The organism is Pseudarthrobacter sp. NBSH8 (assembly GCF_014217545.1).
Lineage (GTDB): Bacteria > Actinomycetota > Actinomycetes > Actinomycetales > Micrococcaceae > Arthrobacter.
Map to the genome: position 1 here is coordinate 3,861,977 of NZ_CP043178.1, position 23,858 is coordinate 3,885,834.

Consider the following 23,858-nt stretch of genomic DNA (forward strand, 5'->3'; position numbering starts at 1 on the left):
AATAACAGGATAAAATGGTTGCACAAAATTTGAAACCAGCTGTAAAAACCAGACCACACCACGGGGTGGCATAATCCAGTCAATTCAACCAATTCAATACAATAAATTGGTATCAACAAACTTGGCACACTATTGAGTTCTCAAACAACAGACACACCCGGCACCACCACAACCATCTAATCGGCCGTGGATCGCTCCGGAGCAACTTTTCAAACTTACCCGGTTTCCCGCCCCGATGCAAATCCATATTCCAGGACCCACACCAGCAGAAAACACATCCCCACCAAACAAAGGCGCTCAAAAGAACAACCAACATTTGGTCTTGAATTAGGGGGTTTGGCCGCCCGCGGTAACCAGCTCTTCGCTGTTCCCCTCGCGGCGACTTAGAAAACAATACACCCACCCAACCCCCACCGCAAATCCACCCCCACAACGGCCCCTATGCCCCCACATTCCGGGCCCAAAGCCGGCATCGGCACCCAAAACCGGGCACCGTCGTCGTACTTCCCTGCTGTGTGCTGCAGCACAACGACCGCCGCCGCCGGATCTCGACAAGCGCTATCACCGGATGGGGCTCGATCACCGGAAGCTTTAAACGCAGGAAGGGCCGGCAACCAAACGGTTGCCGGCCCTTCCCAAGCAGCTGGAATCAGCAGTGCTGGATTACCAGGAAGACTTGGTGATGCCCGGGAGCTCACCACGGTGAGCCATGTCGCGGAAGCGAACACGGGAGATACCGAACTTCTGGAAGGTACCGCGGGGACGGCCGTCGATGATGTCGCGGTTACGCAGACGGACGGGCGACGCGTTGCGGGGAAGCTTCTGCAGGCCGAGGCGTGCTGCTTCGCGAACTTCGTCGGTCGAGTTGGGATCAACCAGAGCCTTCTTCAGTTCGAGGCGCTTTGCAGCGTAACGCTCAACGATGACTTTACGCTGTTCGTTCTTTGCGATCATTGACTTCTTAGCCATGTGTTTAGCGCTCCTCTCGGAATTCGACGTGCTGACGGATCTTGGGATCGTACTTCTTCAGAACCATACGGTCCGGGTCGTTACGACGGTTCTTCCGCGTCACGTAGGTGTAACCCGTGCCCGCAGTCGACTTGAGCTTGATGATCGGACGTACGTCCTTGTCCTTAGCCATTAGAGCTTCACTCCCCGAGCAAGGATGGCGGCGACGACTACGTCAATGCCGCGCACGTCGATGGTCTTGATGCCCTTTGCAGAAAGCTGCAGAGTGACGTTACGGCGCAGGGACGGAACCCAGTAGCGCTTCTTCTGAATGTTCGGATCGAACCGACGCTTGTTGCGACGGTGCGAGTGCGAAATGCTGTGCCCAAAGCCCGGCTCGGCTCCGGTCACTTGGCAGTGTGCTGCCATGACTTCTCCTCAAGAATTGAATGTAATGATCCGCATATCTGCTGCAGGATCATGCGGCTAAGTGCGACCCAAAGTGATCAGGGTGAACGGTTAGTCACGCAACTTGAGCCCCTAACTACCGGCTACCCTGGAGAAAATTACCGGGCCACCGGAGCAATTGCGCACGCTCCGCGCACTTAGCGCTCACCAAGTCTACGAGTTCACGCAATTAAAGACCAATCCGGGCCCGGACGGTGTATAAGGGCGCCGCACCAGGTACCGCTTTTCTGTGGGGCATTCATAGCCGACCAACCAGCAGTTTCACAGCTTAATGAAAGCTTTGAAGCCCACAGTTGAACCATGACACCCAAGCTCCGCTCTGACACCAGAACCCCGAACCGCCCGGGCCAAAATGATCAGCGCGCAACGCCGGGCCGCCCCTCGCGGGCTGGATTATTCGACGGACAACATCGCCGTCGACTGCTCCGTACCGACGCGTTGACGGTCATCGCCTGGGGATCGATGGCCGCCGCCGTGGCGTTGTGGCTGGCAGACGGCGGTGCAAGAGTCATAAATTCGCCTGCCTCCGCGTTTACCGCCTTGGGGATCGTGGCGGGATTGGCAGGCATGGACCTGGTCCTGTTGATGCTCCTGCTGGCGGCCCGCATTCCCTTCGTTGACCGGACAATCGGCCACGACCGCGCCCTGGAATTCCACCGGAGGCTCGGCAAACCCTCGCTGTACCTCCTGCTGGCCCATGGGCTCCTGATCGCGGTGGGCTACGGGCTGGCCGAGGGCCTGGACCCCATCAGCGAATCCGTTGCCCTCTGGATCCTGGTCCCGGACATGTGGCTGGCCTACATATCCATGACCCTGTTCATCGCCGTGGTGGTCACGTCGCTGGTGGCCGTCCGGCGTCGTTTCCCTTACGAATTCTGGTACGCGGTGCACCTGCTGACGTACGCCGCCGTCGGTACCTCACTCCCCCATCAGTTCAGCGTGGGCGGACTTTTCGCGGAGGGAACGTGGCAGCGCTGGTACTGGCTGGCCATCTGCGCCGCTACCGGCGCGGCCCTCCTGTACTTCCGCGTAGTGCAGCCGGCGTTGCCACTTCCCGGCACAAACTCACGGTCAGCCGCGTGACGATAGCGGCCCCGGGCGTGGTGAACATCGAGATGACCGGGCTGCAGCTGGACCGGCTCGCCGGTAACGGCGGGCGGTTCTTCATCTGGCGCTTCTTCGCCCCGGGCCTATGGTGGCATCCGCACCCCTTCAGCCTGTCAGCCGAGCCGCTGGCGTCCGGACCTGGGCGTGGGTCCGCGCTTCGGATCACGGTCCGCAACCTCGGCCGCGGATCCGCGCAGCTTGCCAGGCTGAAGCCCGGCACCAAGGTTGCCGTGGAAGGACCGTACGGACTGTTCAGCACCGCGGCCCGGACACGGCGCAAAGTGGTGATGATCGGAGCGGGAATCGGCATCACCCCGCTGCGCGCCCTTTTGGAAGACACCCCTCTCGCCCCCGGAGACGCCACGGTCCTGCTGCGGGGCCACAACGAAGCAGAGCTTTACCTGGGATCCGAAATCCTGGCCCTCTGCCAAAAACGGGGAGCCGAATTGTTCCATCTGACGGGTGCCCGTGCTCGGTGGGACGACCATAGCTGGTTGCCGGAAGATGCAGTACGCGCCGGCTACACAATTGCCGCGTATGTCCCCCATATCGCCGATTCGGACGTCTACATCTGCGGCCCCGCAAGCTGGGCCCGGAACGTCATCGCGGATGCCCGGGCGGCGGGAGTCGGTCCGGAACAAATCCATCACGAAAGGTTCGATTGGTGAAAGCACGGGGAGCAGTTTCGGCGGCGCTGGCCTCGGCCGGCATCCTCCTGGCAGGATGGCAGGCCGGCGCACAGGTGGCGGAAATCCGCAGCTCGGTCGCCGACGCGCTGGCGGGAACCGGCACCGGAGAGACCGGCGCGTCCGGGTCCGGAACTGCCGGGACCACCGGTGTCTCCGGTGCCAGCGGCGCCGCAAGTTCCCCCCAAACGTCTGCAGCGGCCGGCATGTACGACGGCGCGGTGGTGTCCACGCGGTTTGGCTCAGTTCAGGTGCAGATCACAGTGCAGGCAGGGACCATTACCGAGGTCACGGCACTCCACCTGACCGACGACGACCGAAAATCAATCCAGATCAGCAACCGGGCTGCGCCCCTGCTCCGGACCGAAGTCTTGGCCGCCCAGTCGGCCGAGGTCAAGACAATCAGCGGCGCCACCGTCACCAGCACCGCCTACCTCACGTCCCTCCAGGCAGCCATCGATGCCGCGAACCTCTAGGAACCCCGCAATCCAGGCGGGCCGGCTGCCTATGAAAGCAAGGACATTCCGCAGCATGGGCACGGTCATTAGCCTGACGATTCCGGTGAACCCGGCCGCGGGAGGGAACGGGCAGGAGGATGAACTGGCCGCCGCCACCGCCGTCGTCGAACGCCTGTTCCTGGACCTGGACCAAACGTTCAGCCTGTACCGGGCCGATTCTGAAGCGAGCACCATTGCGCGCGGCGAGCTGTCCCTGCGCGACGCCTCCGCGGGCATGCGTGCACGGTACGCCGAGGCTCTGGGCTGGCGATTGCGCACCGAAGGTGCCTTCACCCCGGAAAGGCCCGACGGCGCGCTGGACCTTTCCGGCCTCGTCAAGGCTTTCGCGATCCAGGAGGCAGCCACATCACTGCTGGCGCTCGGGCGTCCGGACTGGTGTCTGAACGCGGGCGGCGACGTGCTGGTGAGCGGCTCGCCGGTGCCTGGAAGCAACGCACCTTGGGACGCGGGCATCATGGATCCCGCGGACCGTGGCATTCTGCTGGCCGGCTACCCGCTGGGACCGCGTCACGCGGCGTTGGCGACTTCCGGCTCCGCGGAAAGGGGCGACCATATCTGGGGCCGGCCCAGGGATTCCTCGGCGTTCACCCAGGTCTCCGTTGCGGCTGCGGACATCACGACGGCGGACGTCCTCGCCACCGCGATTGTGGCAGGCGGCAGGCCGATGCTGGACAGGGCTACCGACGGCTGGGACGTCGCGGTGCTGGCGGTTCTTGCCGACGGGGAACTGCTGGCCACGCCGGGCTTCCGCAGCTAGGGGATTCGGCCGCTATAGGCGCGTGAGCTGCGCGTACTTGGCTGCCAGGCCGTCGCCCGAAGACTTACCGGTAACGCGGCGGACCACCCACGGTCCGGCAAATTCGCGGACCCAGCGGGCGTTGGCGCGGATGGCTTCGGCCCGGTTCAGCTCGGGCACCGGGGTCATGGGCGGGACTTCGATCGAGTGGTCGTGCTCCAGGACCGTGAGAACGCGGTTGGCCATATTGGCGTGCCCGGCAGCGGACATGTGCATCCGGTCCTGGGCCCACATGCCCCAGTTGTAGTACTCGTTGAAGCGCCAGTAATCCACCAGCAATGCACCGTGGTCCCCGGCAATGCCGCGGATCAGCTCGTTGTATATGGCCGTGCGGCCGCGCATGGTGCTGAACACCTTGGAGCCCCGCGCATCGAAGCCGGTGAACATCACCACGATGGCGCCGGTGGCCGCCAGCTTGCGGATGCCGGCGTCGTATTCTGCCAGGAGATCGTCGATGTCGATCTTGGGCCGCAGAATGTCGTTGGCGCCTGCGTAAATGGTCACCAAGGTGGGGTTCAGGTCGACGGCGGCGTCCACCTGTTCTGCCATGATCCGGCGAAGCTTCCTGCCGCGGATGGCCAGGTTGGCGTAGCCGAAGCCGGGATCCGCCGCGCCCAGCCGCTCGGCCACGCGGTCCGCCCAGCCGCGGACACCATTGGGACGGCTGGGATCGTCATCCCCGACCCCCTCCGTGAAAGAGTCGCCGAGCGCTACATACCGGGTCGAAAAGTCCATGGCGTCAGTCTTTCATCTGTTGCCGGGAGCAACCAAGGCAGGGCCTGCCCGGAGGGTGGCGGTCCGAGGGTGGCGGTCCGAGCGGCGGCTTATGGCCGGCTTTCAGTCTCGCGCAGGATCCAGTGGTCATCATCCAGCCGGGCCACGATTTTTTCGCCGATACGGGCGAGATCATTGACGTCGCGTTCAGTCAGGGCGTCCAGGAACTTGGTGCGGACTGCCTCCACGTGGCCCGGCGCGAGCGCCTCCAGAGTGGCCATCCCGACGTCGGACAGGTGTGCGGTGGTGACCCGGGCATCTCGGGGGTGCGGACGCCGCTCCAGCCAGCCGCGTTTCTCCAGTTTGGAAACCACGTGCGAGAGCCGGGACAGCGACGAACTGGTGCGGGCGGCCAGCTGGCTCATCGGCAGGAAACGGCCCTCGGCCTCTGACAGCATGGCCATGACGTTGTAATCGAACAGGGACACCTTGCCGGCGGTGTGGAGCTGGTTGTCCAGGGCAGCCGGCAGCAGCGTGTTGATGCTCAGGAGTGCCAGCCAGGCACGTCGTTCGTCGGCGTTGAGCCAGCGCGGTTCGGTCATGCGTCCATTCTAGAAGCAGAGCGTGGTTGAGCGTTCAAGTGACGCACCAGTTCCCCTGGACCGTCCGAGTAGGCTGGCTTTATGTTTGTTGTATCGCTGACCTACAAGGTGCCCGAAGACATTGTGGACTATCACCGCCCCGCGCATATGGCCTGGGTTAAGCAGGCGTTCGACGACGGCGTGTTCCTTGCGTCCGGACGCCTGGTTCCCGCCGTGGGCGGTGTGCTGTTGTCCAAGGCCAACCGAACCACCCTGGATGCTGCGTTGGCCAAGGACCCCTTCTACAGCAACGGTGTGGCCGAATTCGAGGTCATCGAATTCACTGCCACCACCGTGGCGGAGGGTTACGAAAACCTGCTGGACACGCAACAGCATCCGTGATATTGCCTCCAAGTCAACAGATGTTTACAATATCAGGACTTTCGGGCGCCCCTAAAATCCTACGTCCCGGTCCATCAACTTCTTCAGCCCACGCTTCCGCGGCACCTTGACGGGTTCCGGCCAGCGCGGCGCCAACGTATCCCCGAGCGTGACGCCCCTGATCTTGCGGCCGAAGAGCGGCAGCACCCAGTCATTGACCCAACGCCGCTGCCGTTGCTCCCACTCCCGGAGGCTGAGCCGGGCCGGCGGGTCCCAGTCCTTCGGGCGGATCTTGTGCGGCACCCCGAGCTGGTCCAGGACCTGCCCGGCGAGGTACTTATGGCCCGCCTTGGACATGTGAAGGCGGTCCGAGTCCCACATCCGACGGTCATGGAAGGCGTCCAGGCACCAGTAATCCACCAGGACCGCCCCATGCTTGGCGGCGATCTCGCGGACTCGCTGGTTGTAGACCGCGTTCCGCTTCTTCAGCAGCTCCAGGACGGCTGATACTTTGACGTCGAAGCCGGTGAACAGGACCACCGTGGCTCCGCTCCCGGTCAACTGCGCCACGAAGCTTTCGTACTCGTCCATCAGGGCGGCCATGTCCGTGCCAATGTCCAGGATGTCGTTCCCGCCGGCATACAGGGTGATCAGCGCGGGCTTCATGGCGAGGGCCGGCTCTAACTGCTCGCTGATGATGTGCCGCAGGCGTTTGCTCCGGATAGCAAGGTTGGCGTATTCCCAGCCCGGCTCAGCCCTTGCCAGCTTCTCCGCCACCCGGTCAGCCCAACCCCGCACGCCGTTTGGCAGCCGCTCATCCCGGTCCCCCACGCCCTCGGTAAACGAGTCCCCAAGGGCAACAAAGACACGCAGCCCGTCCCGCGCAGGCAGTAAGGGAGAGATATCCACGCGACCACCCTAGCCACCCAAGAAAACGACAGGGTTAACGCCAAACAACAGGACGTGAGAGAGCGTCCACCGAAAACCCACAGGAAGTGAGAGAGCGTTGACGTAGGGCCGGAGGTCTTAGAGCTCGGCCTTACCCTGCCGCCAGTACCCCATGAAGGCGACCTGCTTGCGGTCGATCCCGACGTCGCGCACAAGGTACCGCCGCATGTCCTTGATAACGGCGGCCTCGCCGGCGATCCAGGCGTAGAAGGGCATGGCGCCGGCGGGCACGGCGGGGTTCTTGGTGGCCTCTATTTCGGCTGTCTCCATCCGCGCGGGCGTCTCCCAGAGGATGTCCACGTCCACGTTGACGTCTTCGGGCTCCGGGCCCGCGCCGGCGTCGGACGTTTTGATGCCCACCCAGCCGGGAACGGGGACCGCCGCCCGCACTGCCTGCTGCAGCAGCTCGCCGTGCGGGCGTGCGCGGCCGATGGCCGCGCCGCGGGCAAGCCAGGTGATGTCGATGTCGGCGTCTGTCTTGAGGTCGAGGAAGTCGCCTGCCTCCGGTACTTCGAGGAGGGCGTGGCCGGTCATGTAGGACGGCAGGCTTTCGAGGATGGCGGAGATGGCGGGAATGGCGGTTTCGTCGCCGGCGAGCAGGACACGCTGTGCCATTCCGGGCCGCCACTCGATGCCGCCGTAGATCTCGGCGGTGTAGCACTGGGCGGCACGGTTGTTGGGGCCGATTAGGGTGATCGCATCGCCCGGCTTGACGTTCAGGGCCCAGTTCGCGGCCGGACCGCCGTGGCCGTCCGCGTCGAAATGCATCACGAAGTCAACGTCAATTTCCGGATACACGGCATCAAGCCGGGACTGGCGGACCGTGTACGTGCGGATGGAGCCGCGTACGGCGGGGTCCATGGCAAGCCATTCCCGGTACCAGCCGGCCTGCTCCATTTCGAAGACCGGCAGAGGCAGTTGCGTGCCGTCCGCTGCCAGGGAAGGGATCATCAGTTTGATCCTCAGGTCAAGGGTGTCGCCGTTAACGCCGAAGTCCCGCAGCGAGTACCCCCCGAAGGTGATCCGGCGGAAGTTGGGGCTCAGCTCCTGCACCGAGGAAACGGTCACCTCGAAAGCCAGGGTCATGGGCTGGGTGGCGGCGATGTCGCTGGTCTTCATGAAACGAGCTCCAGTTCGGTTGCGGTGCTGTGGTGGCGGCCGATGGGGATAATCAGGGGCGTGCCCGAGACGGGATCGGGAATGACCCGGGACGCCAGGCCGAAGACGTCCCGGACCATCTTTTCGGTGACAACGTCAATGGGGTCGCCCAGGGCCACGATCCCGCCGCCCTTCATGGCGATGACGTGGTCCGCGTAGCGTGCTGCCAGGTTCAGGTCGTGCAGGACGATAGCCACGGTGGTGCCGCGCTTGCGGTTCAGGTCCGTGACCAGGTCCAGGACTTCCACCTGGTGCGCCAGGTCCAGGTAGGTGGTGGGTTCGTCCAGCAGGAGCACGTCGGTTTCTTGTGCCAGCGCCATGGCGATCCAGACCCGCTGGCGCTGCCCGCCGGAGAGTTCATCGACGTTCCGCTCAGCGAGTTCCAGCGTTTCCGTCGCCACGAGCGCGCGCTGCACAGCGAGATCATGGTGCGACAAGTCACCCGTGCTCCAGCTGCGGAAGAAGCCCTGGTGCGGATACCGGCCGCGGCCCACGAGGTCCCGGACGGCGATGCCGTCCGGCGCGGTGGGGTGCTGCGGGAGGAGGCCCAGGGTGCGCGCCAGTTCACGGGCCGGGCGGGCGTGGATGTCCTTGCCGTCCAGCGTGACCACACCGGCAGCCGGCTTGAAAAGGCGGGACAGGCCGCGGAGGAGCGTGGATTTACCGCAGGCGTTGGCGCCCACGATCATGGTCACCTTGCCTTCGGGGATTTCCGCCGTGAGGCCGTCCACCACGCAGCGCTGGTCGTATTTGAGGGTGAGGTCCTGGGCGCTAAGAACGGCCATGTCAGGCCTCCTTTCGGTTGGCCGTGACCAGAAGCCACAGCAGGAACGGGGCGCCGAGCGCGCCGGTGATAACGCCGACGGGCAGCACGGTGCCGTCCAGCACCAAGGGGGCGAGGTTGGCCGCGATGTAATCGGCGGTGAGGACAATCAGCGCACCCACCAGGGCCGACGCCGGGAGGCTGGCTTTTAGGGTGAAGCGCCGGGCGATGGGCCCGGCCAGGAAGGCGACGAACGAGACGGGCCCGGCAGCCGCCGTCGCCACCGCGGCGAGTGCCACGGCAGTGACAACCACGGCGAGGCGGGTGAACCCGACACGGATGCCCAGCCCGGCCGCGGCGTCGTCGCCGAGTTCGAGGATGCGCAGCGGCCCGGCGAGGGCAATGACGGCGGGGACCAGGAGCAGGAGCGCGAGTGCCAGCATGCCGGCCCGGTCCCAGTTGGCGGAGTTGAGGGAGCCGTTGAGCCAGACGAGTGCGTCAGCCGCGGTGCGGATGTCCGCACGGGTCATCATGAAGTTGACTACTGCCTGCAGGGCGGCGGCGATGCCCACACCGGCCAGAATCAGCCGGTTGCCCGCGACGTTCCCCCGGTTGCCGCCGCCGGAGCCCGGTGACGGACCGCGGGAGATGGCATAAATCAGAGCTGCGATGCCCAGCGCACCACCAAGCGCCGCCCCGGACACGGCAGGACCGGTGGCGCCGAAGATCAAGATGGCGGTGACCGCGGCCGCGCTGGCTCCATAGCTGATGCCGATCACGTCCGGGCTGGCCAGCGGGTTGCGGAGCATGGTCTGGAACAGGCCGCCGGAGAGGCCGAACGCGGCGCCGATCATTACGCCGGTGACGGCCCTGGGCAGCTTGTTCTCCATGACGATGAAGCTTGCGCCGGGGATTTTCTCGCCGCCAGTCAAGTGCCCGATGAGGATCTTGAAAAAGTCCGGGACAGTCACGGTGTAGCTGCCCAGGAGCACATAGACGGCGAACATAACCACAACGGCGAAGGCAAGGGCGGCGGTCCGGTTCAGGATGGTCCGGCGCACGGTTTGCTCTATCAGTTTTGGTCGCCAAAACCCGGTTTTGGCAACCGGAAGTGATAGGTCAACGGGGGGTTTGGTTTCGACGAGGTTCACAGTCCGGCCCCCTTGCCGCGGCGGATGAGCCAGACGAAGACCGGTGCACCAACGAGTGCCGTCATGATCCCTGCGGGAACCTCGCCGGGAAGCAGCACAACGCGGCCGATAATGTCCGCGCCAAGCAACAGCGCCGGGGCCAGCACCAGGGAGAACGGCAGTATCCAGCGGTAGTCCGGGCCGGTGAGTGAGCGGACCGCGTGCGGAATGACGAGGCCAACAAAGCCGATGGGCCCCGCCAAAGCCGTCGCGGAGCCGCACAGGAGCACGATGCCCAGGGCTGTCACGCCACGCGTCAGGCCCACTCGCTGGCCGAGGCCGCGGGCAACGTCATCACCCAGCGCGAGGCTGTTGAGGATGCGGCCGGTGCCAAGAATAATAAGTGCCCCGACGGCCAGGAACGGGAGGCCCGGAAGCACTACTGCCCAGGCGCGGCCGGAGATTCCGCCCACCTGCCAGAAACGGAAACGGTCCAGGGTGTCCTGGCTGGAGACGAGAATGACGCTCATCAGGGAATAGAGCCCGGCGCTGACCGCGGCGCCGGCGAGGGCGAGCTTGACCGGCGTCGCACCTTCCCTGCCCATGGACGCGACGAGGTAAACCACGACGGCGGCGGCTCCGGCGCCGATGAACGCGAACCAGATGTAGCCGCTCAGGGAGGTGACGCCGAAAATGTAAATGCCGGTTACAACGGCCAGCGCGGCTCCGGCGTTGACGCCCATGATGCCCGGATCGGCCAGCGGGTTGCGGGCGACGCCCTGCATGGCGGCGCCGGCCAGGCCCAGGGCACCGCCAACGAGGATTCCGAGGACTGTGCGGGGGATGCGCGCGTGGACCACGGCGTGGTCCCCGTCGGCGGCGTCGAACTGGGTGAGCGCCTGCCACACAGTGGCCAGGGAAAGGCCCCGGGCGCCGATGGCCAAGGAAGCTGCGGCTAACAAAGAAAGTACAACGACGGCGGCCAGCAGCCAGGCAGCCTGCCTCGTTCTGGCCTTCCCGCCGGCTCCAGCCAATCGACCGGCGGGTGCCGTCGTCGTACTTTCCGTCATGAAACGGTGCCTACTTCACTGCAGCGGTGACGTTGTCCGCTGCGGTGGCGAGCTGCGGGAGGAACGTATCCAGCGCCCACGGCAGGCTCAGCGGCGAGGAGGCGGAGATGGCCAGGACCAGGCTCTTGTCCGTGTCGGCAACGAAGGCGCCGTTCTTGACTGCCGGAATCTGACCCAGCAGGGGGTCAGCCTTGACGGCCGCGGCGGTGGCGGCATCTTCAACCGAGCTCAGGAAGATGTCCGCCTCAAGTTCGTTGGCCTTCTCGGCGGACCACGGCACGAAGAAGTCCTTGGAGCCGGCGGAGGCCTTCTGGGCGACCGGGGCCAGCTTCATCCCAATGGCGGAGAGGAACTTCGGACGGTTGTCATTGGCGGTGTAGAAGCCCGTGGACGTGAGGTCTGCGGGATCGGCGTAGCCGTAGATGAAGCTCTTCCCGGCGATCTGCGGGTACTTGGCAGCCTCGGCCTTGACCGTGGCCTCAGTGTCGGCGATGAGCTTGGTAGCCTCAGCCTGCTTGCCCAGCGCCTTGCCGATGATGGACGTCGAATCCTGCCATGAGGTGCCGTAGGCAACCTCGGGGTGGGCCACCACCGGTGCGATCTCGCTGAGCTTCTTGTAGTCCTCTTCGGTCAGGCCGGAGTAGGCGGCCAGGATGACGTCCGGGGTGAGCTTGGCGATCTCGGTGAAGTTGATGCCGTCGGCCTCGGAGAACTGGACCGGGGCCTTGTCGGAACCGAAGCCCGCGCCGAGTTCCTTCAGCGCGGCGTCCTTCCACGGAGTGGAGCCTTGCTCGTTGCCGCCCCATTCGTTCTTCGGGACGCCCACCGGGACAACGCCGAGGGCAAGGGCAACGTCGTCGTTGACCCAGGAAACGGTGACTACGCGCTTCGGCTGTGCCTTGACGGTGGTCTCACCGAAGACGTGCTTGATGGTGACCGGGAACTGCGAGCTGCTGGAGCCGGAACCGCCGGCGTCCGAGGTGGAGGACGCCAGGCCGGTGGAGCAGGCGGACAGCGTGAGTGCCGCGGCGGCGAGGACGGCCGTTGCCCTGCCGGCTGATTTGAACAGCGCGCGGCGGGTTGCGCTCGGGCCGGAGAAGAGGGGGGGAATCACGGAACTCCTTAGGTGAATTATGCGAACCTAAGTAAGGGTAGCCTAGCCTGTCCAGAATTAGAAAAGCTTTCTCTTGCGTAATTAGTAATTTGACGCATCGAATAACAACGCGGGGTCACATATGGCCCTTCCCGACGGGAACTTTGGGCGTAATGTGACCCCGCGTTGGGGTATTGGAGTTGGGGTATTGGAGACGGGTCAGCGGAGCACGATGTCCACGGGGTTCGCCTCGGACCGCCACTGACCTTCCGCGCCGGGCTTGGGCCGGATCACCGGGGCGGTGAGAACTCCGGAGCGGTTGGTGCGCTTGTCCCGCAGGATCTCGGTCACCGAGCCCAGGTGCCGGGACAGGTCGATCACGTTCTCCGGGGCGGCCAGCAGCAGCTGGAATCCGAACTCGTGCAGCGCCTTGATCCCGGCGCCGGCAAACTCCTCCGAGGCCAGCACAAAGGCCTCATCCATCATCACGGTGCCGTAGGTGGTGAATCCCTGCTCGGCGATGCCCAGCTGGTAGCTCAGCGCCGCGGCCATGATGAACGCCGTGAAGCGCTGCCGCTCGCCGCCGGACATGGAGCCGGTGTCCGCGTGCATGTAAACGTCGGTCCGCTTGCCGCCGCCATTCTTGGCGATCTTGCCGCCTGGCGGCGAACCGGTCACCTCCCGGTGCTCCTTGCACTGGATAAACAGGTGCCCGCGGACATCCAGCACTTCGGCACGCCAGCGCCGGTCCTCCGGAGTGGGTGAGCCGAGCCGCTTCACGAGCGTTTCGAGGGTCTTGTACCGGGCGGTGAGCTCGGCGTCGTCGCCTCCCCCCGCTTCCGGGCCGGAACCCGCACGGGCGGGCCGCGTGTGCCGGGCCTTCAGCGCGTTCTGGATGGCGTCCTTGAACTGCTTGGCCGTGGCCGGCAGGGTCTGCTTGATGTCCAGCTCCAGGAAGCTGCCCTCGTGGAAGTTGACCTCGGACAGGATGCCGTTGAGCGGCAGGATACGGCTGGTGATGGACCGCCGCTCCTCGTCCAGCAGGTGCAGCAGCGTGCTGAACGATTCGTGCGTGCGCTGGTTGAAGAACTGCCGGAACTCGGACTCCTGGGCGGGCAGGCCGTCGCTGATGATGGCGTGGTAGCGGCCCTCGAACTCCCCCGCAGCACCGATGGAGGTGCCGTGGTCCGCGGAGATCGCGGAGCCCCACTCGCGCACAAAACCCTCGAAGATTCGGGTCAGCCGTTCGGAGGTTGCCTGCCCGCGCGTCTCGGCGGCGTGCAGCTCCCCGAGCAGCGCCGTCCGGACGCGGTTGGCCAGGTTGTCCAGCTCATGCATCTCGCTGACGTCACCGAAATCGGTGAAGTACGGTTCCAGCGCAGTGACGGTGGCGTCCGACGGCGGCACTTGCTCCAGGCGGCCACGCGCGGCTTCCAGCAGCGAATCGGCGGCGCTCATTTGCCGGTCCAGTGCCTTGTATTCGCTTTGCAGGACGGCTGCGGCTTCGGTGCTGGCCTGGTGCTCCTGCCGCGCGGTTTCGATGTTGGCCCGCAGCGGTTCCAGGTCGGCCTGGGCCGCGAGGGCATCCTTGAGCCGCTGTTCAATCCTGGCGAGTTCATCGGCGGCCACGGCAGCGGAGACCTGTTCCCAGGGCCGGTGGTCCTCCGCGATCCGGCGGAGGGCGTCGAGCTGCCGGCTCATGCCCTGGTGCGACTCTTCACGGCTCTGGGCAAGCTCTGCGGCCTTGGCGAGTTCCTGCTGCAGGTCCTCCACCTGGGCGGCCACGAGTTCCAGCTTGGCGGCGTTGTCGAACCCGAGCACGTAGTCCTGGCGGCTGGTGAAACGGTCGTCCTTCTCCACCGTGTGCCGGTTGCGTTTGACCACACCGCCCAGGCTCAGGCCCTTGTCCAGGGTGGCCAGTTCGTTGGGGTCCTCCACGCACGGGTAGGCGAAATCGAGGGCGATCCGCTCCCGGATCCATTCCCCGGCGTCCGCCACCGCGCCGCTGGCGAGGATGTCCAGCTTGGTGAGCAGGTCGCCGTCGCGCGCGTCCTCCACGGCGAGGGCGCCTCCCGCGAGCGGCTTGGACACGTCCACCGCACGCAAGGCGCCACGGACTTTGTTGTCGTTCAGGTAGCGGGTCACCGCGGCGAAATGTTCGCCGGGGACCAGCAACGTGGTGGCGAGGTTCCGGAGCGCGCGCTCCGCGGCGGGCCGCCAGTGTTCCTCCCCTTCGGCGAGGTCCATCAGCTCGCCGCCGAACGGCATCCGGTCCTCAGGAACGCCGGTGGCCGCCGCGATTGCCGCCCGGTTTTCAATGCTCGACGGCGGCAGCAGGGACTTGCGCGTCTTCAGCGACAGCAGCTCCTGCTGGGCTGCTGCCAGCTCACGCTTTTTGGTGGCGTGGCCGTCGAAGGCTTCGAAGCGGAGCTCTTGCAGGGCCTGCGAGTCATCCTTGAGCTCGGCCGATCTGGCGGCAGCCTGCTCGTGGGCCTGTTCCCAACCCTCATCGGTCCACTCCAGCTGCAGGCCGGCGTCGGACAATGCCGTGCGGGCCGCTTCCTCCACCTGCTCGCGGAGCCTCAGGCCAACCTTGGCGTTGTCCAGCGACTGCTCTATCGCGGAGATCGCGTTGCCGCCCTGGTTGTTGTAATCGGTCTCCAGCTGGCGCAGTTCCTTGGCCAGCCCGTCGCGGATGGAACGTTCCCCGCCGAGCTCCTTGGCCTTCACCTGGGCCAGGTCCTTGAACCGGGCCAGGGTCTTCTGGTGCACCGTGACCGCGAGCTGCTGCTTGTAGGCTTCGAACTCCTCGCCCGACAGCTCGCGGAGCCGGTTTGCGTCCAGGAGCGACTGCGCATATTCCTTGTTCAGCCCGGGGACGGGGGCCAGCTGGTCCCGCTGCTGCCGCACATCCTCCAGCCGCTGCCGGATGGACATCAGGTTGCTGAACTCCTCCACCACGTCGTCCGCCGCGGCCAGCGTGGCCGGGGCGTCCAGGACCTGGTCGCGGAAGAACGTATTAACGCTGCCGCCCAGGCCCTTGCCGGCCTGGATTACCCGCAGCAGGGGCAACGCCTGGTCCGAACTGATGCCCAGGAGGCGGCGGAAACGCTCCGCGAAGGCCTTGTGCACATCGAAGATCTGGGCGTCCGGGAAGATGGTCTCCAGCGCAGCTTTGGTGAAGCGCTTTTCCGCGATGTCCTCGATGGCCGGCAGGTCCAGCGGCTTGCTGTCGATCACGTAGAAACGCCCGACGCTGGACTCCGTGCCGTTTTTGGGCAGGTCGAACAGGGCGGACACGGTGATGCGCGTGCCCGCGGTGTTATCGAACGTCAGGGCGACGGCGGACCAGGTGGCGCCGGGGCGCTGGAACGCACTGGCCGAACCTTCGCCCACGGCCTTGTCGCCCACCTTGCCGCGCATGTAGGTGAACGTGGTCCGCTTGTCCTCCACAGCACCGCCGGCACGCTGGGCCGCGGCCTCGTTGGAGCGCGGCCGGGCGTCAAACACCCGCAGCATGGCGTCAAACAGCGTGGACTTGCCCACGCCCGAGTTGCCCGTCAGCAGGGTTCCGTTGCGGTCCACATGCATCGTGTGCGCCCCGTGGAAGGTGCCCCAGTTGACCACCTGCACCAACGCCAGGCGCATCTGGCCGGGGTTCGTGAGGTCGCCCATCGGCAGCATGGTTGCGATGCTCACTTGGCTTCCTCCCCTTCGGGGGTCGAGGCAGTCGCGGCATCGTCGTCCTCGGCACCCGGGTCGCCGTCGAGCTCTATCAGTGCTTCTGTGCCTGTGGGGTCTGTGGTGGCTGCAACCAGGGCTTCGATTTGGGCGGGGATGTCGCCGATGTTTTCGAAGGGGAGGGCAAGCGGGAGGGCGTTGGAGATGGTGTAGACGTCGTCCAGGCCGGTGGTGAGGAGCAGTTGGCGGGCCAGGAGCTTGGTGATGGCGCGGGTGACCACGTCCGAATCCCGCAGCGCGTCCTGCTGTCCGGCGGGCTGATAGTGGGCCACAAGGTCAGCGATTTCCTCGCGGGTGATGGTGGCGTCGGTCTGGGCCGTGACGTGGCGGTCCAACAGCATCCGCAGGCGGAGCAGCACGATGGTCTCCACGCGGCTCAGGGCACGCTGTTGGCGCAGGATGCTGGAGCGGCTGCTGCCGCCGATGGCCTCGGGATCCACCGGGCGCAGGACGGCGATCTTGCGTTCGTGGTCCAGCTGCAGGCTCAGGAACAGCTCGGACAGGCGGCTGCGCAGGATGATCTGGTTGTCCAGCAGCGTGGTCCACAGCTTCTCGTCGCGGCCGCCGTCAACGTACGGACCCTTGAGCAGCTTGACCAGCGCCTGGCGCACCTTCATCGAGAGAACGCCGGTATCGCCGGCAAACAGTGCCGCGCCGTCCACAAACGTGTCCCGGGGCGTGACGCTGAAGGGTGATGTAGCGTGCGCCGGTGCCTCGGCGAGGGGTGCAGCCTCCTCAACGGGGGGTGCCGCCGTCGTAATTTCTTCAGTCATCGTCAATCCTTCTTGAGGGTGACCACCGGCAGGTACGCCGTGCGGGTGGTGCCGTCGATCTGTTCGTAGTCGAGGCCATCCCAGCCGTCGCGGTCAAAGGCCGCGCCTTCCTGGAGGGCGTGCGAGAGGAGTGCCCGGATGGAGTTGATGTGCTGTTCCTCCGGCGGGAGCTGTCCCCAGGCCTCGGCCAGGGTGGACGCGCCGGCCACGGCGGCCCGGATGGCCTCGGGACGGGCCTTGCCTGTTCTCGGCGAGCGCACGCGGTCGGAGTCGCTGAAGGCGATGGGGTCGGCCAGCCTGGGCGGGACGGCGAACTCGTCCGGGTCGTACAGCTTGACCATGGCCAGCGATTCGAACCCGGCGTTGAACAGCACCGGACCGCGGACCAGGCCCGGCCGTTCGCGTTCATACGGCAGGGACCTGATGGCCTGCTCGGCCTCGCGCAGCACCTTGCGGAGACGGACGGACTGGCGGAAGTCGTCACTCTGGACATAGGTGTTCAGGCTTTCGCTGAGCTTGCCGTAGATCCGCTGGATCTGGCTGTGCTGGTGGCGGAGCTCGGCCACCAGGTTCTTCAGCGTCTCGCGGTCCTCCGGCGAAAGGTCGTCGGCGAACTGCCGGCTGAGGACTTCGCCGATGGCCGAACGGAACCGGACCTGCTGTTGCGGGTCTTCCAGGAACGCGGTGAAGGAGCGGAAGGTCCTGCCCTCGGGGCTCTGCCGCAGCCGCTTATCCGCGTCGAGCACCTGCGCCATGGTGGCACCCTTGCTCAGCGACTCCTCGATGATCTGGTTGCGGAGCTCGCCCACGAGTTCCTCGATGCGGTCGCGCATCTTTTTGTAGTCGGCGGGCAGGCTGGCGGCGAGGTCCAGGATGTTCCCGGCGGCTTCCACGGCGTCGTCGTCGTCCAGCAGGCCGTCAAAGTCGCCGGAGCTGATGTCCTGGATCAGCTGCTGCCGTTCCCCGATCTCGTCCTCGAGGGATTCCAGCCGGGCACTCTGGTCCGGGTTGGTCTCATTGGCCAGCTTCTCCACGTCACCCAGGAGCGTACCCAGCCGGGAACCATTCAGCGTGGAACGCTCGCTGGAGAGGCTGTCCAGGAAAGCGAGCACGCGGGCGGCCGGTTCCGTGACCTCATAAACGATCTGCCCCGACTGGTTGCGGCGGGTCAGGAAATGCTTGCGCGTCCAGTCGTCCGCATAGTTCCTGCCGGACGACGTGCCGATGGCGATACCACCCGGCCCGGGCTCCTGGCGCCGGAGCTGCTCAAGGAAGGAGTCGACGTCGGCGTGGAACTCCTCGAGCGGAAGCTGCGGACGTGTGCGGGTAAAGGATGCCTGGAGCACCGCAATCACCCAGGGCGCCGAGCGGGTCAGGGCCCAGGCGGGTCCCTTGGTAAGGAGTTCGAGGTCCCGGAGCCGGGCACTGATCGCACCAGCGGATGACCTGGCGGAGGGGGGCACGCGCTCTCCTTCAGCTGCTGGGGAATGGTTTGGGCAGCGCGGATCGCGAAAACTGCCAACTACAAGGTTAACGCAGGCCCCGCGACCGAATAATCGTTGTACCTTGCTGGCCGCGGGAGCACACTATTTAGATCACCTGAGAGGAGTTTGTCATGCGTGAAAAAGCTGTACTGATCACCGGTCTGGCGGCTGCGGCTGTCATTCTGGGTGGCGCGACAGTGGCGGTCGCCGCGAGCACCCGGACCAGCGGAGATCAGCCCTTGAGCAAGATCGGGGTCAACGTCGACCGGTCAGTGCCGGTGTCCACCGTCCCGGGGCCCGAGCGGGACGACGATTCCAATCTGGCACCACTTAACACTGCGGACCATGACCAGGCCGCGAACGCCGCATTGGCCAAGGTGGGCCAGGGCAGTGTCATCGAGGTGGAACGGGAAAATGACGGGAACGTCGCGTACGAGGTTGAAGTCAGGCTGGACAACGGTTCCCAGGTTGAAGTGGGGCTCGGCACCGACTTCGCGGTCCTGAACCAGGCCGCCCCGGAGTTCGACGACGATTAAAGGCGAGCGCGGACAGTGACTTCCGCGACCGCTCCGTGACCTACGTCCCGGTAGCATTGCGATCCCGTATCAACCGGGCCTGACGGCGGGGCAACTCTGGTTGGGGCGCCCAAGCACCCCCTACGCTCATGCTACTGATCTCAACCGAAGCAACGGCGCAGCAGGGGGAACAATGCAGTTCGACTTAAGTGCAGTGGAGACGGCCACCATGGTGTTCATTGGAACCCTGGTGTTTGGCCTGGTCCTGGTGGGCTTCGTCCTGACAGCAGGCTTCCTGGCCCTGGTCCTGGTGGGGGTGGGCAAGTTCGCCTGGTTCCTCGCCTCCACCACGCTGCTGACGGTGGTCCACGGGATCAACCATGGCTGGGACAGGCTGGTCCACCACGCCTCCACCGTGGAGGTCCCCGGGGACTTTCAGGGCCAGCCAGCCCCTAGCACTGGAAGCTACCCGCGGGTAATGTTGAGAGACAGCTGAGGGGTTCTCCAACCCGGCGGATCCATGGCTTGAACCGGCCATCCCGGGCAGAGGAGATACCCCATGAGCTCCGCCACTGACAGTCCCGCCACGAACCCGCCCGCCACCCATATTCCTGCCACCGACGCCCCGGACGACGACGTCCCCGTCGCGGCGGCCAATATCGGGTCCGAAGCCACCGCGGCGGATGCCCGCGCCCTTGCTGAAGCCTCCCGCGAGCTCGACTGGGACCGGCCCAGCTTCGCCAAGGGACTGTACCTGGGGAATTTCGACCTCAGCCTCATCCACCCCTGGCCCAAGGCAAATGCCGATGACGTGGAACGCGGCGAAGCCTTTATGGAACGCCTCACCGCATACGCCCGCACCATGTCCGGCCGCATGATTGAACGCGAGGCCAGGATCCCGGACGAGTACCTCCAGGGCCTGGCGGGCCTAGGCGTCTTTGGCATGAAGATCCCGCAGGAGTACGGCGGACTCGGCCTGTCCCTGGTCTACTACGGCAGGGCCCTGGCGTTGCTCGGCAGTGTCCACCCGAGCATCGGCGCCCTGATCTCCGCGCACCAGTCCATCGGTGTCCCCGAGCCCGTGAAGGTCTTCGGCACGCCGGAACAGAAACGCGAGTACCTGCCGCGCTGCGCCGCCGGGGCCATCACCGCATTCCTCCTGACCGAACCGGACGTTGGCAGCGATCCCGCCCGGATGGGCAGCACCGCCGTCCCCACGGACGACGGCGGGAGTTACGTCCTGGACGGCGTGAAGCTTTGGACCACCAACGGCGTGATCGCCGAGCTGGTGGTGGTGATGGCCGTGGTGCCGGCCCACACCGATGCGGACGGCACCGAACACAAGGGCGGCATCAGCGCCTTTGTGGTGGAAATGGACGCCCCCGGCATCACCGTGGAGAACCGCAACACCTTTATGGGACTGCGCGGGATCGAAAACGGCGTCACCCGGTTCCACCAGGTGCGGGTGCCCGCGGCCAACAGGCTGGGCCGCGAGGGCCAGGGCCTGAAGATCGCGCTCACCACCCTGAACACGGGCCGGCTTTCCCTGCCTGCGTTGTGCGTGGCGTCCGGCCGCTGGAGCCTGAAGATCGCCCGGGAATGGTCCAACGCCCGCACCCAGTGGGGCCAGCCTGTGGGCAAACACGAGGCCGTCGGCAAGAAGATCGCCTTCATCGCCGCTTCCGCCTTCGCCCTGGACGCCGTCTTCGAACTGTCCGCGGAACTCGCCGACGCCGGACAGAAGGACGTGCGGATCGAGGCTGCCCTGGCCAAGCTGTGGTCCTCCGAGATCAGCTACCGGATCGCCGATGAACTGGTCCAGATCCGCGGCGGCCGTGGCTTCGAGACGGCGGACTCCCTGGAAGCCCGGGGCGAACGCGCGGTTCCGGCCGAGCAGCAGCTGCGCGACCTCCGGATCAACCGGATCTTTGAGGGCTCCTCGGAGATCATGAAACTCCTCATCGCCCGGGAAGCCGTGGACGCCCACCTTGCCGCCGCCGGCGACCTTGCGTCCGTGGATGCCAGCCTCCAGGACAAAGCGAGGGCCGCCGTCGGGGCCTCAGGCTTTTATGCCCGGTGGCTGCCCAAACTCGTGGCCGGCGCCGGAATGGACCCCCGGTCCTACAGCGACTTCGGCAGGCTGGCCAAGCATCTGCGCTTTGTGGAGCGGTCCTCGCGCCGGCTGGCCCGCCAGACGTTCTACGGCATGGGTCGCTGGCAGGCGAAGCTGGAGTACAAGCAGGCATTCCTGGGCCGGGTGGTGGACATCGGCGCCGAGCTGTTCGCCATGGCCGCATGCTGTTCACGGGCCGAGATGATCCTTCGCACCACGCCGGACCATGCCGCCGCTGCCTACGAACTGGCCGAGGCATACTGCGAGCAGGCCCGAGTCCGGATTGACGAGTACTTTGACCAGCTCTGGCGGAACACCGACGACGGCGACCATATCCTTTCGCGCAAGGTCCTGGCCGGGGATTACACCTGGCTTGAGGCGGGAGTACTGGATCCGTCGGAAGGCACCGGTCCGTGGATCGCCGATGCCACGCCGGGTGCGTCAACCAAGGAAAACCTGCACCGGAAGTACCGCTAGCAACTCATAAGCATCCTTGTTATCGCTGGTCACCAGTGGTTGAGTTGACGCATGAGCAACCAAACGGACCCAGAGGACAGATTTCCGCCGACGACGCGGAACGAGAATCTACGGAATGAAACTGCTCGTGACCAAGCCTTCGCCGGTGGTGAGCCCACGCGCGCCTTCGATCAGTCGCCGGCGCCCTATGCCGAGCCGGACCCTGCCCCTGCAGCCCAAGCGCCGGTGACCGACTCTTCAGTGCTGGATCCGCGCCTGACTGACCCGCGCCTGACCGATCAGCAGACGGCCGTGGCCAGGGAAAAGGAACAGTTCGGCGGCATCAAGGTGGGCTCGGCCTTTTTTGGCTGGCTCGCAGCCACCGGCATGGCTGTCCTGCTCACAGCCTTTGTGGCCGCAGCCGGAACGGCCGTAGGACTGGCGAACAACACCGACGTGAACGACGCCGTTAACCAGGTAACGACGAACGGCGCCGTCGGGCTGGTGGGCATCATTGTCCTACTGGTGATCCTGTTCGTCTCCTATTACTCCGGCGGCTACGTTGCCGGCCGGATGGCCCGGTTTAACGGCGCCCGGCAGGGTTTTATGGTGTGGATCTGGGCACTGATTGCTGCGGTTGTGATTGCGCTGCTGGGCATCATCGCGGGCCAGCAGTTCAATGTCCTGGCCAACCTGAACAGCTTCCCGCGAATCCCCATCAACGAAGGCGAACTGACCCTCACCAGCATCATTGCCGCCGTCGTGGTGGCGCTGGTCGCGCTGGTGGGTGCCGTGCTCGGCGGTCTGGCGGGCATGCACTTCCACCGCAAGGTGGACCGGGCCGGCTTTACCCCGGACGAAACGTACAGCGGCTGAGCCTTAGGAGGCCGACCGCTCGCGGGTGGTGAGCATGGGGGGGTTCTCACCTGACGCGACGCAACAGGGCAGTCAGGCGAGCATCACGGCGTCGACGTAGTACCAGTGGCGGTTTTGCCGGACAAAACGGCTGGTTTCGTGGTGGACTCCACGTTCGCCGTCGTGCCGGTAGTGAGCCTTGAACTCCACGGTTCCCTCAGTATCCAACGGGCCGCCGCGGCTTGTGGACAGGATGTCCAGGCGGCGCCACTCCATGGCCGGGTCCAGCTCCAGATCCGAAGGCGCGGCATCCGGGTGCCAGGTTTTTCGGAGGTATTCGGTGTCCAGCAGGACGAACGCGCTGTAGCGGGAGCGCATCAGCTGCTCCGCCGTGGCCGCGTGGGCCCCGCCACCATGGAACCGCCCGCAGCAGTCCGCGTAAGACTCGCCGGACAGGCAAACGCACGGGCCGTCGTTGATCGGGTTCTCGGGCATGGCGCTCCTGTCTCGGGTGTCCGGACCGTTTTCCGGCGGCCTCGTGGATTCCTTTCGACTATAGGGCTCAGCCGGTGTTGTCATTTCCGGTAACAGCTTCGAAACAACCTCGGACGAACCCCGCCCGGAGCCCGCCGGACGGAAAAATAGTCCGTAAGGTGGTAGGGGGCTGTTGCCCGTGGTGATGAGTGCCGGGACGGACTCCGCCGCCGGCAGAGAGGAGAGATGACATGGGAGATTCAACGACGATCGCTCTCAACCTGACTTTTTTCGGCACGCTCGGCCTGGCGTTCCTGATGTTCCTGGGCCTGTTCCTGCTGGCTGTCATCACCTTGCTGCTTGCCGGCGTCGGGCGGCTGTTTGTCCTGACCGCGATGGCCTTTTTCGGGAGGCTCCCGAACAACGAAACCCTCCCCCTGATCCGGCTGACCGGCGAGCCCGGGCCGCCGTCGGACGCCCCTCTTGCAACGCACGACGGCGGCGCTGCCGTGGCCGTAGTGAGCACACCGCGCGAGTGGCGCAAGGCCCTTCGGGACGGGCGCAATTTGCTGAAACCCTCCGAATTCCGGCCCCGCTTCCACCATGCGGTGGTGCACCACCCGATGCTTACCGCGGCCCGCAAGGAGCCGCCGGTTCTTGCCGAGGACTGGGCCGCGGCGGTGGCCGAGGCGGATGCCCGGGCCATGGCGCGCGCCCGTGCGGCCGTCCCCGAAATCAAGATCTCGGTGCGTGATCTTCCCGGCCCCTCCGTTCCCGCAGCGAAGGTAGAGGCGGTGGCTCCGCTGGTGGAGTCGGCGCTGCATCAGGACAACCCTGGACCCGACAACGCCAACCGCGACAACCTCACCCGTGAGGCCGCCGTCATTGGGGCCGCCCGCTCGTTCACGAAGCCGCGCGTCCCCGCACCGCTGTCCCTGCTGGATACCGGATCGCTGGTGTCGCTGTCCGGCCACGCGAAGGTCTTCAAGGCCAAACTGCCTGCCGACCGACGCTAGGACCGCGCGGCGTCCGGGCGTCACAAACCGTCACTGCTCCGGCCCGCGTTACCCCCTGCTACTAAAAGCG

Annotated in this window: 25 protein-coding genes; 10 read left to right on the forward strand and 15 right to left on the reverse strand. The window is 65.6% G+C overall.

Annotation, left to right across the window (positions count from 1 at the left end; translation table 11 throughout):
* Window positions 1-663: 663 nt before the first annotated feature.
* Genes rpsN through rpmB form a run of 3 tightly spaced genes read right to left on the reverse strand, consistent with a single transcriptional unit; the run spans window position 664 to window position 1,377 of the window.
* Entirely contained in the window at window positions 664-969 is a 306-nt protein-coding gene (gene rpsN, locus FYJ92_RS17850) for a 30S ribosomal protein S14 (protein ID WP_026266887.1), read from the reverse strand.
* A 4-nt stretch (window positions 970-973) separates the two neighbouring features.
* Complete coding sequence (rpmG, locus tag FYJ92_RS17855) at window positions 974-1,141, reverse strand: 50S ribosomal protein L33 (protein ID WP_013602737.1); 168 nt, start codon at window positions 1,139-1,141, stop codon at window positions 974-976.
* Window positions 1,141-1,377 carry a 50S ribosomal protein L28 gene (gene rpmB, locus FYJ92_RS17860; RefSeq protein WP_056342125.1) on the reverse strand — a complete coding sequence of 79 codons (237 nt, stop codon included), beginning with the start codon at window positions 1,375-1,377 and terminating at the stop codon, window positions 1,141-1,143. Before rpmB ends, rpmG begins: the two co-directional genes overlap by 1 nt.
* Before the next feature lie 339 nt (window positions 1,378-1,716).
* Here rpmB and FYJ92_RS19225 point away from each other — a divergent pair, with 339 nt between their 5' ends.
* The 4 genes from FYJ92_RS19225 to FYJ92_RS17875 are packed head-to-tail and all read left to right on the forward strand — an operon-like array spanning window position 1,717 to window position 4,484.
* Window positions 1,717-2,499 carry a ferric reductase-like transmembrane domain-containing protein gene (locus tag FYJ92_RS19225; protein ID WP_255482194.1) on the forward strand — a complete coding sequence of 261 codons (783 nt, stop codon included), beginning with the start codon at window positions 1,717-1,719 and terminating at the stop codon, window positions 2,497-2,499.
* Window positions 2,496-3,191, forward strand: coding sequence for a hypothetical protein (locus FYJ92_RS19230; RefSeq protein WP_255482195.1), 696 nt, complete (start codon window positions 2,496-2,498; stop codon window positions 3,189-3,191). Before FYJ92_RS19225 ends, FYJ92_RS19230 begins: the two co-directional genes overlap by 4 nt.
* A complete protein-coding gene (locus FYJ92_RS17870) occupies window positions 3,188-3,685 on the forward strand; it encodes an FMN-binding protein (RefSeq protein WP_185261889.1) in 498 nt (165 codons plus the stop codon). The genes FYJ92_RS19230 and FYJ92_RS17870 overlap by 4 nt, the downstream gene beginning before the upstream one ends.
* A gap of 55 nt (window positions 3,686-3,740) precedes the next feature.
* A complete protein-coding gene (locus FYJ92_RS17875; RefSeq protein WP_185261890.1) occupies window positions 3,741-4,484 on the forward strand; it encodes an FAD:protein FMN transferase in 744 nt (247 codons plus the stop codon).
* A gap of 12 nt (window positions 4,485-4,496) precedes the next feature.
* Here FYJ92_RS17875 and FYJ92_RS17880 read toward each other — a convergent pair whose 3' ends face one another.
* Together FYJ92_RS17880 and FYJ92_RS17885 are read right to left on the reverse strand one after the other, a co-directional pair.
* Window positions 4,497-5,258 (reverse strand): SGNH/GDSL hydrolase family protein, encoded by a 762-nt coding sequence (locus tag FYJ92_RS17880; RefSeq protein WP_185261891.1) that lies wholly within the window; start codon window positions 5,256-5,258, stop codon window positions 4,497-4,499.
* 89 nt (window positions 5,259-5,347) lie between these two features.
* A complete protein-coding gene (locus tag FYJ92_RS17885; protein WP_185261892.1) occupies window positions 5,348-5,839 on the reverse strand; it encodes a MarR family winged helix-turn-helix transcriptional regulator in 492 nt (163 codons plus the stop codon).
* 81 nt (window positions 5,840-5,920) lie between these two features.
* On the opposite strand from FYJ92_RS17885, the gene FYJ92_RS17890 reads away from it, so the two are divergent.
* Window positions 5,921-6,220 (forward strand): YciI family protein, encoded by a 300-nt coding sequence (locus tag FYJ92_RS17890; RefSeq protein ID WP_185261893.1) that lies wholly within the window; start codon window positions 5,921-5,923, stop codon window positions 6,218-6,220.
* Between the two features lie 51 nt (window positions 6,221-6,271).
* On the opposite strand, the gene FYJ92_RS17895 is transcribed toward FYJ92_RS17890, so the two are convergent.
* From FYJ92_RS17895 to FYJ92_RS17935, 9 genes are all read right to left on the reverse strand, one after another.
* The gene (locus FYJ92_RS17895; RefSeq protein ID WP_370526277.1) at window positions 6,272-7,102 is read right to left on the reverse strand and encodes an SGNH/GDSL hydrolase family protein; all 831 of its coding nucleotides are present in this window, start codon (window positions 7,100-7,102) and stop codon (window positions 6,272-6,274) included.
* Between the two features lie 123 nt (window positions 7,103-7,225).
* Window positions 7,226-8,266: a siderophore-interacting protein gene (locus FYJ92_RS17900; protein WP_185261895.1), complete on the reverse strand. Its 1,041-nt coding sequence runs from the start codon at window positions 8,264-8,266 to the stop codon at window positions 7,226-7,228.
* Window positions 8,263-9,090, reverse strand: a complete 828-nt coding sequence (locus FYJ92_RS17905; RefSeq protein WP_185261896.1) for an ABC transporter ATP-binding protein — start codon at window positions 9,088-9,090, stop codon at window positions 8,263-8,265. The genes FYJ92_RS17900 and FYJ92_RS17905 overlap by 4 nt, the downstream gene beginning before the upstream one ends.
* Before the next feature lies 1 nt (window position 9,091).
* Window positions 9,092-10,075, reverse strand: coding sequence for an iron chelate uptake ABC transporter family permease subunit (locus FYJ92_RS17910; protein WP_185263869.1), 984 nt, complete (start codon window positions 10,073-10,075; stop codon window positions 9,092-9,094).
* A 140-nt stretch (window positions 10,076-10,215) separates the two neighbouring features.
* On the reverse strand, window positions 10,216-11,268 hold the full coding sequence (locus FYJ92_RS17915) for an iron ABC transporter permease (RefSeq protein ID WP_185261897.1): 1,053 nt from the start codon (window positions 11,266-11,268) through the stop codon (window positions 10,216-10,218).
* A gap of 10 nt (window positions 11,269-11,278) precedes the next feature.
* The gene (locus FYJ92_RS17920; RefSeq protein ID WP_185261898.1) at window positions 11,279-12,382 is read right to left on the reverse strand and encodes an iron-siderophore ABC transporter substrate-binding protein; all 1,104 of its coding nucleotides are present in this window, start codon (window positions 12,380-12,382) and stop codon (window positions 11,279-11,281) included.
* 198 nt (window positions 12,383-12,580) lie between these two features.
* Window positions 12,581-16,060, reverse strand: a complete 3,480-nt coding sequence (locus FYJ92_RS17925) for an ATP-binding protein (protein ID WP_185261899.1) — start codon at window positions 16,058-16,060, stop codon at window positions 12,581-12,583.
* Window positions 16,057-16,875 (reverse strand): DUF4194 domain-containing protein, encoded by an 819-nt coding sequence (locus FYJ92_RS17930; protein ID WP_185261900.1) that lies wholly within the window; start codon window positions 16,873-16,875, stop codon window positions 16,057-16,059. The genes FYJ92_RS17925 and FYJ92_RS17930 overlap by 4 nt, the downstream gene beginning before the upstream one ends.
* Window positions 16,876-16,877: 2 nt before the next feature.
* Complete coding sequence (locus tag FYJ92_RS17935; protein ID WP_185261901.1) at window positions 16,878-18,338, reverse strand: DUF3375 family protein; 1,461 nt, start codon at window positions 18,336-18,338, stop codon at window positions 16,878-16,880.
* Window positions 18,339-18,490: 152 nt separating this feature from the next.
* Between FYJ92_RS17935 and FYJ92_RS17940 the strand changes: the two genes are divergently transcribed.
* The 4 genes from FYJ92_RS17940 to FYJ92_RS17955 all read left to right on the forward strand — a co-directional run bounded on the left by FYJ92_RS17940 (window position 18,491) and on the right by FYJ92_RS17955 (window position 22,319).
* On the forward strand, window positions 18,491-18,895 hold the full coding sequence (locus FYJ92_RS17940) for a PepSY domain-containing protein (protein ID WP_185261902.1): 405 nt from the start codon (window positions 18,491-18,493) through the stop codon (window positions 18,893-18,895).
* Window positions 18,896-19,067: 172 nt separating this feature from the next.
* Window positions 19,068-19,370 (forward strand): hypothetical protein, encoded by a 303-nt coding sequence (locus tag FYJ92_RS17945; RefSeq protein ID WP_185261903.1) that lies wholly within the window; start codon window positions 19,068-19,070, stop codon window positions 19,368-19,370.
* A 63-nt stretch (window positions 19,371-19,433) separates the two neighbouring features.
* Window positions 19,434-21,464 carry an acyl-CoA dehydrogenase family protein gene (locus tag FYJ92_RS17950; RefSeq protein ID WP_185261904.1) on the forward strand — a complete coding sequence of 677 codons (2,031 nt, stop codon included), beginning with the start codon at window positions 19,434-19,436 and terminating at the stop codon, window positions 21,462-21,464.
* A 51-nt stretch (window positions 21,465-21,515) separates the two neighbouring features.
* Window positions 21,516-22,319, forward strand: a complete 804-nt coding sequence (locus tag FYJ92_RS17955; protein ID WP_185261905.1) for a hypothetical protein — start codon at window positions 21,516-21,518, stop codon at window positions 22,317-22,319.
* Window positions 22,320-22,391: 72 nt separating this feature from the next.
* Here FYJ92_RS17955 and FYJ92_RS17960 read toward each other — a convergent pair whose 3' ends face one another.
* Window positions 22,392-22,793 carry a YchJ family protein gene (locus tag FYJ92_RS17960; RefSeq protein WP_185261906.1) on the reverse strand — a complete coding sequence of 134 codons (402 nt, stop codon included), beginning with the start codon at window positions 22,791-22,793 and terminating at the stop codon, window positions 22,392-22,394.
* A 230-nt stretch (window positions 22,794-23,023) separates the two neighbouring features.
* Between FYJ92_RS17960 and FYJ92_RS17965 the strand changes: the two genes are divergently transcribed.
* Window positions 23,024-23,788 carry a hypothetical protein gene (locus FYJ92_RS17965; protein ID WP_185261907.1) on the forward strand — a complete coding sequence of 255 codons (765 nt, stop codon included), beginning with the start codon at window positions 23,024-23,026 and terminating at the stop codon, window positions 23,786-23,788.
* The last annotated feature ends 70 nt before the right edge of the window (window positions 23,789-23,858 follow it).

Bases quoted from the DNA above. Each gene is read 5' to 3' on its own strand.
- FYJ92_RS17905 (WP_185261896.1), bottom strand. From the start codon at position 9,090: ATGGCCGTTCTTAGCGCCCAGGACCTCACCCTCAAATACGACCAGCGC.
- FYJ92_RS19225 (WP_255482194.1), top strand. From the start codon at position 1,717: ATGACACCCAAGCTCCGCTCTGACACCAGAACCCCGAACCGCCCGGGC.
- FYJ92_RS17900 (WP_185261895.1), bottom strand. From the start codon at position 8,266: ATGAAGACCAGCGACATCGCCGCCACCCAGCCCATGACCCTGGCTTTC.
- FYJ92_RS17950 (WP_185261904.1), top strand. From the start codon at position 19,434: ATGAGCTCCGCCACTGACAGTCCCGCCACGAACCCGCCCGCCACCCAT.
- FYJ92_RS17955 (WP_185261905.1), top strand. From the start codon at position 21,516: ATGAGCAACCAAACGGACCCAGAGGACAGATTTCCGCCGACGACGCGG.
- FYJ92_RS17885 (WP_185261892.1), bottom strand. From the start codon at position 5,839: ATGACCGAACCGCGCTGGCTCAACGCCGACGAACGACGTGCCTGGCTG.
- FYJ92_RS17965 (WP_185261907.1), top strand. From the start codon at position 23,024: ATGGGAGATTCAACGACGATCGCTCTCAACCTGACTTTTTTCGGCACG.
- FYJ92_RS17960 (WP_185261906.1), bottom strand. From the start codon at position 22,793: ATGCCCGAGAACCCGATCAACGACGGCCCGTGCGTTTGCCTGTCCGGC.
- rpmG (WP_013602737.1), bottom strand. From the start codon at position 1,141: ATGGCTAAGGACAAGGACGTACGTCCGATCATCAAGCTCAAGTCGACT.
- FYJ92_RS17945 (WP_185261903.1), top strand. From the start codon at position 19,068: ATGCAGTTCGACTTAAGTGCAGTGGAGACGGCCACCATGGTGTTCATT.
- FYJ92_RS17930 (WP_185261900.1), bottom strand. From the start codon at position 16,875: ATGACTGAAGAAATTACGACGGCGGCACCCCCCGTTGAGGAGGCTGCA.
- FYJ92_RS17875 (WP_185261890.1), top strand. From the start codon at position 3,741: ATGGGCACGGTCATTAGCCTGACGATTCCGGTGAACCCGGCCGCGGGA.
- FYJ92_RS17880 (WP_185261891.1), bottom strand. From the start codon at position 5,258: ATGGACTTTTCGACCCGGTATGTAGCGCTCGGCGACTCTTTCACGGAG.
- FYJ92_RS17915 (WP_185261897.1), bottom strand. From the start codon at position 11,268: ATGACGGAAAGTACGACGACGGCACCCGCCGGTCGATTGGCTGGAGCC.
- rpsN (WP_026266887.1), bottom strand. From the start codon at position 969: ATGGCTAAGAAGTCAATGATCGCAAAGAACGAACAGCGTAAAGTCATC.
- FYJ92_RS17910 (WP_185263869.1), bottom strand. From the start codon at position 10,075: ATGTTCGCCGTCTATGTGCTCCTGGGCAGCTACACCGTGACTGTCCCG.
- rpmB (WP_056342125.1), bottom strand. From the start codon at position 1,377: ATGGCAGCACACTGCCAAGTGACCGGAGCCGAGCCGGGCTTTGGGCAC.
- FYJ92_RS17890 (WP_185261893.1), top strand. From the start codon at position 5,921: ATGTTTGTTGTATCGCTGACCTACAAGGTGCCCGAAGACATTGTGGAC.
- FYJ92_RS17940 (WP_185261902.1), top strand. From the start codon at position 18,491: ATGCGTGAAAAAGCTGTACTGATCACCGGTCTGGCGGCTGCGGCTGTC.